Here is a 12647-nt window from a genome sequence, read left to right as displayed (position 1 = left end):
ACAGAATGTTGGTTCGAATGTGGGGTGAGTATGGCGGGGAAAAAGCCAAAAGGTGCTCATAGAGGGAGAGCCCTAACAGCAGCGACGATCAAGAATCTCAAAGAACCGGGTTTCTATGGGGACGGGGAAGGGCTCTATCTCAAGGTTGACACCAACGGTAAGCAGCGCTGGGTTCAGCGTATTGTCATCCAAGGAAAGAGAAGAGACATTGGCTTGGGCCCATTCCCTCGTGTAAGCCTTGCAGAAGCTCGTGAAGCTGCTTGGGAAAACAGAAAGCACGCCCGTCAAGGACGTGATCCCCTTGCAGAAAAGCGCAGCTCACAAGGTATCCTTGCGTTTGAACAGGCCAGTCGTCGCATCCATGAACGAGATGCACTGAATTGGCGTAACCCAAAGCACGCCAAACAATGGCTAAGCACGCTCGAAAAGTACATTTTTCCATTCTTCGGGAAGAAGAGAATGGATTTGGTCACCAGTGCCGATGTTAGGGAAGCGCTCGACCCTATTTGGCAGATACGCCCTGAAACAGCTCGGAGAGTGCGTCAAAGGGTCAATGTTGTCTTTGAATGGGCGATCAGCAACGGTTGGAGACAGGACAATCCTGTAACAGCGGCAAGCAGGGGGCTCGCGAAGCAGGTCCGCACTGTAAAGCATATGAAATCCGTATCTTATACGGAGGTCTCAAAGGCAATCGAGACCGTGCTGAGCAGCGAGGCCTCCCAGTCTACAAAGCTCGCAATGGAATTTCTGATCCTCACGGCAACCCGATCAGGGGAAACACGAGGTGCTCGCTGGAGCGAGATTTCCACTGATAAACGAGAATGGGTCATTCCTGCCGAACGGATGAAGGCCAAGCGTATTCATCGCGTTCCCTTGTCCGAACGATGCATTGAGATTTTGAAAGAAGCAGAGAGCCTCAGAAGTGAAGACTCAGATTTGGTTTTTCCGGGGACCGTGAAAGGGAAACCCCTTTCAGACATGACGCTTTCGAAGCTTCTAAAGGAATTGCGAATCGATTCGGTGCCTCATGGCTTCCGAACATCGTTCAAAGTGTGGGCAGAGGAGCAAACAAATTTTCCCTCACGCGTTTCCGAGGAAGCGCTAGCCCATGTGATCAAAAACAAGACTGAAGCCGCTTATGCCCGGAGCGATCTCTTTGAAAAGAGACAGAAATTAATGACGGAATGGGCGGATTATTTAATTTCAAATAAACAAATCCTAGATAACGCATGATTGGAACATTTGTTTTCATGAAATTAAAAGAAAATTTCAAGGAAAGCCTTGACGGGTAACAGTCGGTAGATATCTCTGTGTCCATCAACCGATGGAGGCAGAAATGACAGCAAAGATACTACGGCGTACCGAGGTCGAACGGGTGATTGGCTTGAGCCGTAGCACCATTTACAAGGCGATGACTGAAAACACCTTTCCTAAGCCCATCCGTATCGGGAAAAGAGCTGTCGGTTGGCGACAGGCTGACATTATGAACTGGCTTGAGACACGTCCTCAGGCTCACAATGACTACTATTGAGAAGGCCCATTCTAGGGCTCACATACATCTGATTAAGTCCCATCCCATAAATATGCTCTAAAATCCATTTTAAAGCCCGTAGGGCGTGATTGCATCCCATTTGGCTATCAGGGTGCCAAAATATCGCTTACGTTCTGTACGGGCCTTAAAACGCATTCTAGGGGCATATCTATAAAATTGCTAAAAGAACAAGGCCGAAGTCTTAGAAGAAAACGCAAATACTTGATGGCATTGAGTGAAATTTTGTGAAATTTAATTCAATCAATTCACACATTAACATTAATAAAAAGAATCATTTTCTTAAGATAAGTTTATATAAGTTACTGAATTTATATGATATTTTTAATTACAGTTTAAAATTAATGCGATTTTTCAGGGTTTGATATCGCTATTTTCTGGTTTGTAATTTTGATTATACGGAATTTGAAACTCGCAATTCTGTTTTCACAGTTTTATTCCTTTTGAGAACGTCGCGCCAAGGCGTTAGATTGAGCTTTCGGCATCGACTAGGATTAGGGCGTCATATTCAAGACAACCCAAAATTGAATCCTAAAATATAACCTAATCAAACAAATTCAAATTGGAAATCAAATAAAGGTTGCTTGCGCGACCTTTATTGTCCGCTGATAATGGCAACATTCCTCGCATCGGGGAGGAAACGTTACACTAATAGTATATATAACACTATTTTTTATTTATAAGGATTTTTTGTATTTTATGAGTTCTATTTTTAAAACCAAAAATAATTCAACTTGCCTTTGCTTTTCCCTTAAGGCATCAAGTTCAGAAGCTTTTGATTTCATTGAGAAATTGATAGAGTCATTTCCCTCTACAAAGGAAAAACCCAATAAAAATAAGCTTAAGGAAGCGCTTGGATCGATAGCAGGTGCTTTGCTGGAAGCTTATGACAAGCACCCTGAGTACCGCCTTTACCGTAGGTGTGGAAGCGGGGATTTCACTGGATTGGCAGTAAGTTACAGGTCATTCACTCATGCAATCAATGGGTTGAAGGCTTTGTGCCTCATTGATTGGGAGGATGGTTATTGTCCATCTCCCGGCAGTGATCCTTCAAAAGCGAAGGCTTTCAGCTTCCGGGCTAAAAAAGAATTCATTGAATTTGCGATGGAGTTTGGAATCCATCCTTATAACTGGAATGACCATTTTGAAGGAAGGCCAAGACCTGAGAAGGTTTCTGATCCCGTTGTTCTGAAGGCCAGTGCGGTATGGGAACGAAAACCGAAAAGCTGGAAAAAGATGAAAGTGAAGGGAGGATTGGTGGTTTTCGATCCTCACCAACGATTAGCAGTCTCTAAAATCAAGCAAGTTAATGAAATAAATTCATTTTTTGCCAAGCAGGATATCCAGCGTTCACATTGGCTTTCCGGTTTTCAACGGATTTTCAGCCAAGGCGACGATCTCAACTTCAAATGGAACAAAGGCGGCAGGCTTTACGCCCTGCATGGCGGCTATCAGCAGGAGAAAGGCTCGGAACGGGCGAAAATGATGATCAATGGGGAGAAGGTGGTCGAGATTGATATCAAGGCCAGTCACCTTACGATCTTACATGCCCTCCATAAAAAGCCGTTTGATCTCTCTGTTGACCCTTATTCCATCCCAGGATTTCCAAGGATCATCGTAAAACAGTTTGTCACAGCCACGCTTGGCAAAGGGAAAATCCCTACCAGATGGTCCAAAGAGCATAAGGAGGCTTATGCAGAAAGAGGTTTAGGCAAGGATTTGCAGAAGGACTTCCCCTTTAGAGAGGCCAAACAGGCAATCCTGAAACAACTTCCCATTTTAACGGATATCGAGAAGAGCCCTTGGAACTGGGCTGATTTTCAGTTTCTCGAAAGCGAAGCGATCATCAATGCCCTTTATAAGCTGGCCTTTGAGCATGGCATTCCCGCACTTCCCGTCCATGACTCATTGATCGTGCCGGTCTCCAAGATGGAACTGGCAAAGGACGTCCTGTCAGAGGCTTTCCTGAAAAGTGTCGGAGTCCGGCCGGAACTGAGCGTTAAAGGTGTTTGAAACCAGAAGGCCCGATCCAGCGGGGGGATGCTGAACCGGGCCAAACGCCTTAACCGGGATCTTTAAACCGCCTCAAGCTCCTCTGCGGCGGCGCATCACTCCCAGACCAACAATGCCGAGGCCCAAAAGGGTAAGGGCGGCAGGTTCAGGAGTGTCGATGGTGGGGCCAGTGTATTCTATGCCATCCACAAATACTTTGAGACTGGTCAAACGTAGATTTGCCACCCATTCTTCTGTAGAAGATAGTGAGTATAATCCTTCAATATCGTCAAAAACGGACGTCGGCTTTAGATAGTAATATGAGAATATAGCATCGGTTAAATCAAAGCTATATGGAAGTACCACGCCATCTACAACAAACACCCCTTTTGTTACAAGAAAATCGAATGCGTTTTGGCGGAAATCAACATCAACATCTTCAAAATTATATACATCGGTTGAGAAAAATACAGTTGCCCCTACCGGTCCAAATATAATTGACGAGCCAGATGAGCCATTCGTTTGGTGCTCACCTTGGTAAGTAATTTCTTCTACGCCAAAATCAGCAGCCTGCCAATTTTTACCAGTATAGTAATAATCTGGCGGAGACAGATTATTATCGGGGACAAATGCTGTGTCTATAGAGAATACACCTGAACCTATTACATTAATTGTTTCTAAGTATTCGTCATAATTATTTGTTTTGTAGTTGAACTTTTTATAGACATACGAGGAGTCAACCGTTCCGCCACCCGTCCATTCGTATGTAACGATTGCAGAAAAGGCTGGTTGCGCAGCGATGCAAGCTAAGGACAATCCAAAAACGATTTGTTTTACAGACACTTCGTACTCCTAGAGAAGCTATGTTTGTGACGCGTAACAAGCAATCTTCATGCCACGCAACAAACCACGCCGTGGAGCGAGCTTTCTTCTTGCGCACGCCAGTTTTCCAATTGAAAATTGTAAAAATTGCCGACGTTGGCAAGGAGACGCCTTAGGTGCCTTTAATCAGGTCCGATGCATCAAGCCCAAGGGCTTTGGCAACGTCCACAAACTCAACGATATCCAGCCTGCGCTCCCCAATCTCATACCGGGAAACGAACTGCTGATGGCGATTAAGAATGGAAGCCAAGGAATCCTGGCTTAAGGCCTGAATCTTTCTCGCCTCGATCAGCTTCTCGATAAGCGCCCGATAACGAGCGTCATGAAAACCTTTGCCGTGTTGAGGAACCCGTGCCTGCATAACAGGCCATGTCAGTGATCCGGGTGTTTACACAAAAAACGTGTAGCGCTAGTTGCGTTATGCGTACTTTTAAGGGGGGAATCATGCAGTCGTTTAAACGGTGCCGTCTTACATCAGTTTCATTTGTCCTCTGCCTCAGCCTTGGAACATCAACTTTGGCGAGCACCGCTAATGCGCAATCTAAAACTGACGCAACCCCACAGGAACCGGAAGCCTGTGCTAAATTGAGAAGCGATTATGAGGAAACCAGCAAGAAGTTGGCTTTAAACGATGCAAAGGGCAGATTCGACGACAGTGCAATACGCACCACGATGAGGGAAACAGAAAATAGCAATGCTATAAACCAGTCTCGTATGATTTTTGAGATAATGAAAACAAATGGTTGTCAACTTCCCGATCATATCCCTTCTTCAACACGTTACGCTCTTGCTTCGACGAAATGTGCTGTCGCTAGGGAAGTGAGAAGAGCGGAGGAGTTTATGGACAGAGACAGAGGAAATTATGTCGATCGCGGCCCTATTGAGGAATGCGATATATCCGGATGGAAACCAGATCAGAAATAAATCATAATATCTGTCTGTTTTGGGGGCATGACCATGAATCGGTTGATTCCACTTCTTCTTTCATTGATTTTTTCGATCCCTGCTTACGCAGGTCCGGAGATGCGTGCTGTTACTCCAAGTGGGCTACCGGATATGATATTCAAAAACACCGCCGCAACCGAAGCCAGCGGAAAGCTAGCAAACATGTGCATGAACAGAGGTCTGACTGTTGCATCGACTTCCACAAATGAAGTTCTATGTCAGGTTCCGATGAACATCCTCAAAAGCGCCTTAACTCAGGCGCTAATTGGCAACAGCTATAGCACGACGCCGATACAGTACATAAGGTTTTCCATAGCTCAGATTAACAGCGACACGAGAGTTCAGGCTGCCTCTTGGGTGGAAACCCAAATGGCATTCGGTCAATTAAGGAGAGAGCCTTTAACAAGTGATAACCTTTACAATGATCTTATGAATTTCATGGAAGCTTCAGGTGGCGATTATGTTCCCGGAACAACTTTCCCTAATCATGCCTTTATTGGAAGCGGCGGCGGCCGTGGGGAGATCATAAACCATAATGGCAAAAAAATCGGCGCAATTGTTCTGCTTGATCTTGTTTATGATGGTCCTCTCCATAAGGCTGGAGCCCAGATTGGAGATACCATTTTCTCTATAAACAAGAAGACCTTTAAAACTTACGGCGAATTCCAGAAACGCCTACAAGGCATTAATATCGGCGAGCCAGTGCGAGTCACAGTGCTAAGGCAGGGGCAGCCCGTCGATCTGACGTTTACAGCTACGCGAAGGCCTCCAATAACGGACATAGGTGGCAAACTTCCCATGCTTTCAACACGTCTGACAACAAACGGCGTGGAACAACCTGCCTCGACCGAACAGGCGTCCACGCAGGGCAATACACACGAATAGGAAATAGCGGCCTAACTTATGCGCTTTTCAACCCTCTGAATCGCCGCTCTGGAAACCCCGTACTCCTTTGCCAGTACGCCCAAGGAAGCGCCTTCAGCACGCCTCTGACGAACGATTGCCTGTTGGTCTGGGGAAAGCGCTGAAGGCCTTCCCAGAGCTTTCCCCGATGCCTTTGCACGTGCAAGTCCTGATTGTGTACGCTCTATCAGAAGGTCACGCTCAAACTCAGCAACAGCGCTGATAACCGCCATCGTCATTTTGCCCGCTGCACTGGTTAGGTCTACGCCCCCAAGAGCAAGACAGTGAACCCTAACGCCTTCCTCAGCGAGCTTCTCGACCGTTGCCCTAACGTCCATTGCATTACGCCCAAGGCGATCCAGCTTAGTGACAATCAGCACGTCACCAGCTTCAAGGCGATCTACCAGCTTGGCGAAGCCCTTGCGTTCCATTGCAGCAACAGAGCCGGATATCGTCTCTTCAATAATGCGTTTGGAATCGACTTTGAAACCCGCAGCTTCAATCTCACGCACCTGATTGGAGGTTGTCTGATCAATGGTTGAAACCCGGCAATAAGCGAAGGTGCGTGTCATACTTCGAATCCTTTGTATCTAAAACGTGGATCGAAATATGGTTATGTATCGAAATCGAGTCAATATATTTTTCGATATACTCTACGGGCCTGTAACGAAAACGGACGAATTAGAGACAGGCACAAATTGTGTGAGGAAATCATTTCCTCCTATTCTTTCTTAGTTGGTCATAAGATGCGCATTGCTCATCAAGTAGGCTTCTAATTTTTTTTATGCCATTCCTATAACTATCAAATGCAAGCCTGGTCTTCTGTTGAAGTGCCGTAGGTGTATCCACTGCGATATCGGAAACGCTCTGAATTACTATCTCTGCGTTTCTTGATTCGACTTCAAACACTTTAAGCCACGGCCCATTTACTAGGCATTTGTTGCTGTCCACTTCTTCCAAGAGAAAAGAAACTTCTTGAGCGGCAGATTCCCATTCTGTCCGCATAACTTCAAGTTCTCGTTTGAGGGAAGGAATGTCTTTGGGGTTTGGAAACGAGAATTGGCGAAGTCCGCTAATGGATTTTTCAAGATTCCGAAGCGCATGTCGTATTGGCGTACCGTAATTCGCCTCAAATGCAACTCCTCGCTTTGAGTTGGTCGATTTCCTATCTGTCAGAAAGGATTTAATAAGAGAGATTATGGATATAGCGAGCGCAACAATAACAGCCCAGTTTGGGGGGGCGGGGTCAATGCTGCTTTTGATGTTGGCATCATCAGGGCGGTAACTGGCTTCAAGTCGCTCTGTGGCAACATCTCTGGCTTTGGACAAGGAAGCCTGAGATTGATTAGGATCACCGCTGTCCCCCGACGGGGTAACTACCATTTCAACTGCCCCCTGATAGCTGGTTATATCAGTAATCTTGCCTTTTTAAGGTTTGCTCTGCGTAATCCACGAGTTTGGCGCGCACATGCGCTGGGGCATTAAAAAGATAATGCGCAAAAAAGTTTTCGACCGATCCCAAGAAGCGAACGCTTTCTGAAAACATACCTTGGAAAAAGGAGGAGCTAACCTGACGGAAATTTTCAGGGAACGTGACTTCGACGGGGTGACCGGCTCGATCAAGCTCAGCAACTTTAAAAAGCTCACGAGCTGCTAATCCGCGATCGTGACCAGCTAAATTGAGGACCAAACCTCCTGTTAGCTCAGACATGTCAATGCGATTCGACATTAACATACTCATTTTTCAAGTTTTTTCCGAAGATATTCTGGATCAATTGTAAAGCACGCTGATAGAATCACCCCAGGGAACGCGTCCTTTAGGCTTATAACATGTTCCTGACTAGGTGCCTGCCCACGATCGTTGTTCGCATTGAACCAGAGCTCCCGTAGGCCTCCATCTTTGGGCATCCCACGCTTATATGGATCGCAAATCCTTATACATGTGTTGCCTGAAACGATTGTGAACACAGATGTGTCCTCAGGGCGCCCGTTGTCTCCTAAAGCTGAGAAAACCTCGATAAGTTCCATAAAGCCCACGCCCCCCCTGCGACCTTGGGTCGCAGATTCAATGCGGGTGATACCATCCTGCAGTGCCATAACGGTGCGAAGGCTTTCAGAGGAATAGCGCCCCCCAAATATAGGTGTGTGTTTTTGGACGTACTCATCGATTTGTTTGCGCACCTCTGGGGCAGCCGTCGACAAACTTTGCGAAATTGTAGCTCCAACGCTTACAATTCCTACAGAACATCTTAAAAGCGGACTTCCTTCATTATTTTTAAGAAGTCTGCAAAATGCAGAAATTGACCAATCACCCTCTGACCCCTGCTTAGTAATGTCTCCATGACGTTCTGCATTATCAAGCGCTTCCCCTATAGCTCGACAAAAAGAACTTTCGGCTCTCACCGTTAATTCTAGTCCGTGCGATTTAATCCACCCGTTAAGCGTATCGCAAAATCTATCAGCTACAATTTCTTTGTACTGCGGCCTTAAAAGATGATCTTTATCTCCAAAAGTTCCTGGAGGAGCTCTGTGAGCCATTTTAAATGCCGAAATTGAATACTCTTCGCTGTCTTGATATTTTTCTATTGAATATATGCCTAATTCTTGGCACATGTTGACAGCTGTTACAACGGCTCCAATTTCATGGGTAATTTTGCCGCCAGCTATTATTGGGGGGAGCCCGCGCGTTAAATGGGCCAGCGCCATATATGGAGCTACGTCATCACATTTTTTGTCAAGAAAATGTAGTCTTAAATCTAGACTGGAGCAGCAAGCCTCTGCTAACTCCGAAAGTTTCGTAAGTGTCCCGTGAGGGTTTCTAGCAAAAGAAAAATCTGTTAGGAAAATTTCTTTTGATATTTTCTTCTTAAATCGCCTTTGTATAGGTATCCAATCCGTTTGAAAATTAGGATACAAACAATCTCGAACCTTATGGTCTTTCAATTTATATAGAAGAGCTGGTATATTATTTAGAACTCTTCTCTTTCTTTTCTTGCTTAAAAAAAGTTTATTCAGGAATTTCGTTCTAGCGTTTCGAGATGCGCGCCTTGCTTTGGCGGGGCCGTTAGGGCCTGAGCGAAAGGATGGAGAGCGCCTAATATTTTTCAGTTGAACGCTAAGAAACGTGGAGAGCGACAGGTCGTTTATCTCGTCAATGCGCAAGCTGTCTTCGCCGAGAAACGCCCGCAAATGCCTGTTCCAACGCGAAACCCCCATTTAAGCTATATAATTACGGGTTCATGAGAAATCTAGCGCCATTGTTATTGGCCTTCTCATGCCATTTTGAGGGATGTTCCTACGATGGTGTTTAAAGGCGCCTACATCCTCACGAGGAATGTTGGTTAAAATGTTGTTTTTTTATATTTTCAAAAGAAAAACATATATGAATCAATTGTTTAAAAAAGTTATTTGGCGGACAGGGTGGGATTCGAACCCACGGTACGGTTACCCGCACGGCGGTTTTCAAGACCGCTGCCTTAAACCACTCGGCCACCTGTCCGCTGCGGGCGTCTCATCGCCTATTGGGATTGCGGTTTCAAGCATGTAGGCTGGGCTGCCCGGCTGAAGGAGAGAAATCTTGATCCTGCGCTTTGCGGCAATCGCCGTGGCCCTGCTTGCTCCGGCCGCGTCTTCCGCGCAGACGCCAGTGGCCGAAACTTCAACCGCTGAAGCGCCGCCCGAGCCTTCTACGCAGATGCGTTTCCAGGCGTGGCTCGCCGATTTCCGGGCCCGCGCGGCAGGAGAGGGGATCAGCACCGCGACGCTTTCGAGCGCGCTTGACCGCCTTACCTACAGCCCGCGCGTCGTGGCGCTGGACCGCGCCCAGCCCGACGACAGCCGCCCGCAGAGCGTGCCGCTGTTCAGCGATTATCTCGCCGCACGGCTCGTGCCCGCGCGCATTAACCCCGGCAAGCGCCTCGCAACCGAGCTGAGCCCGACGCTCCGCGCGGTGGAAGCCCGCTACGGCGTGCCGCCTGAGATCATGCTCGGCATCTGGGGCATGGAAACGAGCTACGGTGGCTACACGGGCAATTTCGATCTCGTCCGCTCGCTCGCCAGCCTTGCATTCGATGGCCGTCGCGAGGCGCTGTTCACGCGCGAGCTGATCGCGGCGCTGCGCATGATCGACAGCGGCGTGCCGCGCAGCCAGCTCGTCGGTTCGTGGGCGGGCGCCACCGGCAACCCGCAGTTCCTGCCATCCTCCTATCTCACGAACGCGGTCGACTTCGACGGCGACGGCAGGGCGGACATCTGGCAGAGCCGCGCGGACACCGCCGCCTCTATCGCCAACTACCTCAAGAACAACGGCTGGGTGACGGGCGGCGACTGGGCGATGCGCGTGTCCGTGCCCGGGGCGCTGGATCGCGTCCGTGTCGTCAACACGATCGAGCCCAAAAGCTGCACGCGCGTGCTTGCGAAGCACAGCCGCTGGATTCCGGTGAAGGAGTGGCGCGAGCTCGGCTTGCAGCCGCTCGATGGCCGCACCTGGCCAGCGGACGATACGCTCGCAACGCTCGTCGAGCCCGACGGTCCCGGCAGGGGCGCGTACCTCGCCTACGGAAATTTCCGTTCGCTGCTCGCCTACAACTGCTCGAACTTCTATGCGCTCTCCGTGGGCCTGCTCGCGGACCAGCTGCGCAGCGGAAGCTGACGGCACGGCTTGACTGTGCCGCTGTTCAGTGATTCCAGTTCCCGCACCACATGTTCGGCGGGGGGAAGAGTTTCATGAGCGGTCTTCGGTCTTTCCGGTCCGGCGTTGTGCCGTTCCTGCTGCTGCCGCTGCTCGCCGCGTGCGCCGGTAGCGTGCAGGCGCCGAAGAGCGCGGGCACCTACAAGGTCGGCAATCCCTATCAGATCGCGGGCAAGTGGTATTACCCGTCCGACGATCCGCACTATCAGGAAACCGGTACCGCCTCTTGGTACGGCCCCACGTTCCACGGCAAATCGACGGCGAACGGCGAGCAGTTCAACGAGAACGACGTCACCGCCGCGCACCGCACGCTGCCGATGCCGAGCTATGTGGAGGTCACCAATCTCGAAAACGGCCGCAAGCTCGTGGTGCGCGTCAACGATCGCGGCCCGTTCGCGAAGGACCGCATCATCGATCTGTCGCGCCGCTCCGCGCAGCTTCTCGGCGTCGAGCAGGCGGGCACGGCGCGCGTGCTCGTGAAGCGCATCTATCCGAAGGGGCAGCCGCCCGCGGTTGTTGCGGTGGCTCCGCCACCCCCGCCAGCTCCGGTCGCGGTCGCAACTGTGCCCGTAGGTGACATCTTCGTGCAGGTCGCGGCGCTTTCGGATCGGGGCCGCGCTTCCAGCCTGGCGGCGGAACTCACCCGCTTCGGCGTCAGCAACATCAGCTCCACCGGCACGGGCTTCTACCGCGTCCGCGTCGGGCCATTCGCTGACGAGGCGAGCGCTGCGGCGGTGCTGGCACAGCTTCAGGCGGCAGGCTATGCGGAAGCGCGTGTCGTCGGATTGAAGCCGACGGCCTGAATTTCAGGGCAATCAGGGGCAGGATCAACATATGCGGCTCTTCATTTCCGCCGACATCGAAGGCGTTGCGGGGGTCGTGTCGCGCGAGCAGGCGGGGCCGGAAGGCTTCGAATATGCCGCCGCGCGCGAGCTGATGACGAACGAGGTGCTCGCCGTCGTGCGCGGCGCGCAGGCGGCGGGCGTCACCGAATGCGTCGTCTGCGATTCCCACGGCAACGGCCTGTCGATCCTTGCGGACAGGATGCCGCCCGGCACATGGCTCGTTCGCTCGTGGCCGCGTCCGCTGTTGATGATGCAGGGGATCGAGGTCGGCGATTATGCAGGCGCGATGCTGATCGGCTACCACGCCGGCGCGGCGGACAGCGCGGGCGCGATGGCGCACACCATGTCGAGCCGCGGCATCCGCAGCGTGAAGCTGAATGGCCGCGAGGCCGACGAGGCTTTCATCAGCGCCGCGACTGCAGGCCAGTTCGGCGTGCCGCTGCTGATGATCTCGGGCGACGACGTTTTCATCGAAAAGAACGGCCCGGCACTCGGCCCTGTCGAGCAGGTCACGACCAAGCGCGCCTGCGGCACGTTCTCGGCCATGTCGCCATCCCCTGAAACGGTGTGTACCGCGCTTGAAGCCGCCGCCGCGCGTGCGGTCGCCGCGCGGCAGACGGCAAGGCTTGTGACGCAGCACGGCCCGATCGATGTGGAGCTCACACTCGTCGACCGCCTCGCTGTCGAGGTGCTCGCCTTTCTGCCGATGTTCCGCCGCCTCGGCGCCAACACCATCAGCTTTCGCGCAGACGACATGGCGGCGCTGAACCGGGCGCTCGCGTTCCTGCTGTTCTTCAAGCTGTCGTAGGCCCCGAGACCCGCGCACCCACAACCCCGTTGC

General features: G+C 50.6%; 14 protein-coding genes and 1 tRNA gene. 8 read left to right on the top strand and 7 right to left on the bottom strand.

The features are described 5' to 3' along the window. The first annotated feature begins 30 nt into the window (after positions 1 to 30). From ACE3TJ_RS01120 to ACE3TJ_RS01110, 3 genes are all read left to right on the top strand, one after another. Entirely contained in the window at positions 31 to 1233 is a 1203-nt protein-coding gene (locus tag ACE3TJ_RS01120) for a tyrosine-type recombinase/integrase (RefSeq protein ID WP_374593025.1), read from the top strand. Positions 1234 to 1324: 91 nt separating this feature from the next. Beyond that, positions 1325 to 1531: a helix-turn-helix transcriptional regulator gene (locus ACE3TJ_RS01115; RefSeq protein ID WP_374593023.1), complete on the top strand. Its 207-nt coding sequence runs from the start codon at positions 1325 to 1327 to the stop codon at positions 1529 to 1531. Positions 1532 to 2248: 717 nt separating this feature from the next. Beyond that, positions 2249 to 3562 (top strand): hypothetical protein, encoded by a 1314-nt coding sequence (locus ACE3TJ_RS01110; RefSeq protein WP_374593021.1) that lies wholly within the window; start codon positions 2249 to 2251, stop codon positions 3560 to 3562. Between the two features lie 72 nt (positions 3563 to 3634). Here the strand turns inward: ACE3TJ_RS01110 and ACE3TJ_RS01105 are convergent, their stop codons facing one another. Both ACE3TJ_RS01105 and ACE3TJ_RS01100 read right to left on the bottom strand, forming a co-directional pair. Continuing rightward, on the bottom strand, positions 3635 to 4384 hold the full coding sequence (locus ACE3TJ_RS01105; protein ID WP_374593019.1) for a PEP-CTERM sorting domain-containing protein: 750 nt from the start codon (positions 4382 to 4384) through the stop codon (positions 3635 to 3637). Between the two features lie 151 nt (positions 4385 to 4535). After that, positions 4536 to 4784, bottom strand: a complete 249-nt coding sequence (locus tag ACE3TJ_RS01100) for a helix-turn-helix domain-containing protein (protein ID WP_374593016.1) — start codon at positions 4782 to 4784, stop codon at positions 4536 to 4538. 83 nt (positions 4785 to 4867) lie between these two features. On the opposite strand from ACE3TJ_RS01100, the gene ACE3TJ_RS01095 reads away from it, so the two are divergent. Then, entirely contained in the window at positions 4868 to 5347 is a 480-nt protein-coding gene (locus ACE3TJ_RS01095; protein WP_374593014.1) for a hypothetical protein, read from the top strand. A 33-nt stretch (positions 5348 to 5380) separates the two neighbouring features. Beyond that, positions 5381 to 6253 carry a PDZ domain-containing protein gene (locus tag ACE3TJ_RS01090; RefSeq protein WP_374593012.1) on the top strand — a complete coding sequence of 291 codons (873 nt, stop codon included), beginning with the start codon at positions 5381 to 5383 and terminating at the stop codon, positions 6251 to 6253. Positions 6254 to 6264: 11 nt separating this feature from the next. Here the strand turns inward: ACE3TJ_RS01090 and ACE3TJ_RS01085 are convergent, their stop codons facing one another. The 5 genes from ACE3TJ_RS01085 to ACE3TJ_RS01065 all read right to left on the bottom strand — a co-directional run bounded on the left by ACE3TJ_RS01085 (position 6265) and on the right by ACE3TJ_RS01065 (position 9770). Beyond that, on the bottom strand, positions 6265 to 6843 hold the full coding sequence (locus ACE3TJ_RS01085; RefSeq protein ID WP_374593010.1) for a recombinase family protein: 579 nt from the start codon (positions 6841 to 6843) through the stop codon (positions 6265 to 6267). 139 nt (positions 6844 to 6982) lie between these two features. Beyond that, entirely contained in the window at positions 6983 to 7654 is a 672-nt protein-coding gene (locus ACE3TJ_RS01080) for a hypothetical protein (RefSeq protein WP_374593008.1), read from the bottom strand. 28 nt (positions 7655 to 7682) lie between these two features. Continuing rightward, positions 7683 to 8000 carry a hypothetical protein gene (locus tag ACE3TJ_RS01075; RefSeq protein ID WP_374593006.1) on the bottom strand — a complete coding sequence of 106 codons (318 nt, stop codon included), beginning with the start codon at positions 7998 to 8000 and terminating at the stop codon, positions 7683 to 7685. An 8-nt stretch (positions 8001 to 8008) separates the two neighbouring features. Continuing rightward, positions 8009 to 9460, bottom strand: coding sequence for a hypothetical protein (locus ACE3TJ_RS01070; RefSeq protein WP_374593004.1), 1452 nt, complete (start codon positions 9458 to 9460; stop codon positions 8009 to 8011). 220 nt (positions 9461 to 9680) lie between these two features. After that, positions 9681 to 9770 (bottom strand) — tRNA-Ser (locus tag ACE3TJ_RS01065). A 75-nt stretch (positions 9771 to 9845) separates the two neighbouring features. On the opposite strand from ACE3TJ_RS01065, the gene ACE3TJ_RS01060 reads away from it, so the two are divergent. From ACE3TJ_RS01060 to ACE3TJ_RS01050, 3 genes are all read left to right on the top strand, one after another. Beyond that, on the top strand, positions 9846 to 10922 hold the full coding sequence (locus tag ACE3TJ_RS01060; protein WP_374599255.1) for a lytic transglycosylase domain-containing protein: 1077 nt from the start codon (positions 9846 to 9848) through the stop codon (positions 10920 to 10922). 74 nt (positions 10923 to 10996) lie between these two features. Next, entirely contained in the window at positions 10997 to 11764 is a 768-nt protein-coding gene (locus ACE3TJ_RS01055; RefSeq protein WP_374593002.1) for a septal ring lytic transglycosylase RlpA family protein, read from the top strand. 31 nt (positions 11765 to 11795) lie between these two features. Next, positions 11796 to 12614 carry a M55 family metallopeptidase gene (locus tag ACE3TJ_RS01050; protein WP_374593000.1) on the top strand — a complete coding sequence of 273 codons (819 nt, stop codon included), beginning with the start codon at positions 11796 to 11798 and terminating at the stop codon, positions 12612 to 12614. Positions 12615 to 12647 lie beyond the last annotated feature (33 nt).

The organism is Sphingosinicella sp. (assembly GCF_041916975.1).
Lineage (GTDB): Bacteria > Pseudomonadota > Alphaproteobacteria > Sphingomonadales > Sphingomonadaceae > Sphingosinicella.
The sequence above is the reverse complement of the archived record's forward strand: the minus strand, read 5'-3'. Positions and strand labels throughout refer to the sequence as shown.

Excerpts from the sequence above, each read along its gene's own strand:
- ACE3TJ_RS01110 (WP_374593021.1), top strand. The coding sequence starts at position 2,249 with ATGAGTTCTATTTTTAAAACCAAAAATAATTCAACTTGCCTTTGCTTT.
- ACE3TJ_RS01095 (WP_374593014.1), top strand. The coding sequence starts at position 4,868 with ATGCAGTCGTTTAAACGGTGCCGTCTTACATCAGTTTCATTTGTCCTC.
- ACE3TJ_RS01115 (WP_374593023.1), top strand. The coding sequence starts at position 1,325 with ATGGAGGCAGAAATGACAGCAAAGATACTACGGCGTACCGAGGTCGAA.
- ACE3TJ_RS01080 (WP_374593008.1), bottom strand. The coding sequence starts at position 7,654 with ATGGTAGTTACCCCGTCGGGGGACAGCGGTGATCCTAATCAATCTCAG.
- ACE3TJ_RS01085 (WP_374593010.1), bottom strand. The coding sequence starts at position 6,843 with ATGACACGCACCTTCGCTTATTGCCGGGTTTCAACCATTGATCAGACA.
- ACE3TJ_RS01050 (WP_374593000.1), top strand. The coding sequence starts at position 11,796 with ATGCGGCTCTTCATTTCCGCCGACATCGAAGGCGTTGCGGGGGTCGTG.
- ACE3TJ_RS01075 (WP_374593006.1), bottom strand. The coding sequence starts at position 8,000 with ATGTCGAATCGCATTGACATGTCTGAGCTAACAGGAGGTTTGGTCCTC.
- ACE3TJ_RS01100 (WP_374593016.1), bottom strand. The coding sequence starts at position 4,784 with ATGCAGGCACGGGTTCCTCAACACGGCAAAGGTTTTCATGACGCTCGT.
- ACE3TJ_RS01055 (WP_374593002.1), top strand. The coding sequence starts at position 10,997 with ATGAGCGGTCTTCGGTCTTTCCGGTCCGGCGTTGTGCCGTTCCTGCTG.
- ACE3TJ_RS01090 (WP_374593012.1), top strand. The coding sequence starts at position 5,381 with ATGAATCGGTTGATTCCACTTCTTCTTTCATTGATTTTTTCGATCCCT.
- ACE3TJ_RS01120 (WP_374593025.1), top strand. The coding sequence starts at position 31 with ATGGCGGGGAAAAAGCCAAAAGGTGCTCATAGAGGGAGAGCCCTAACA.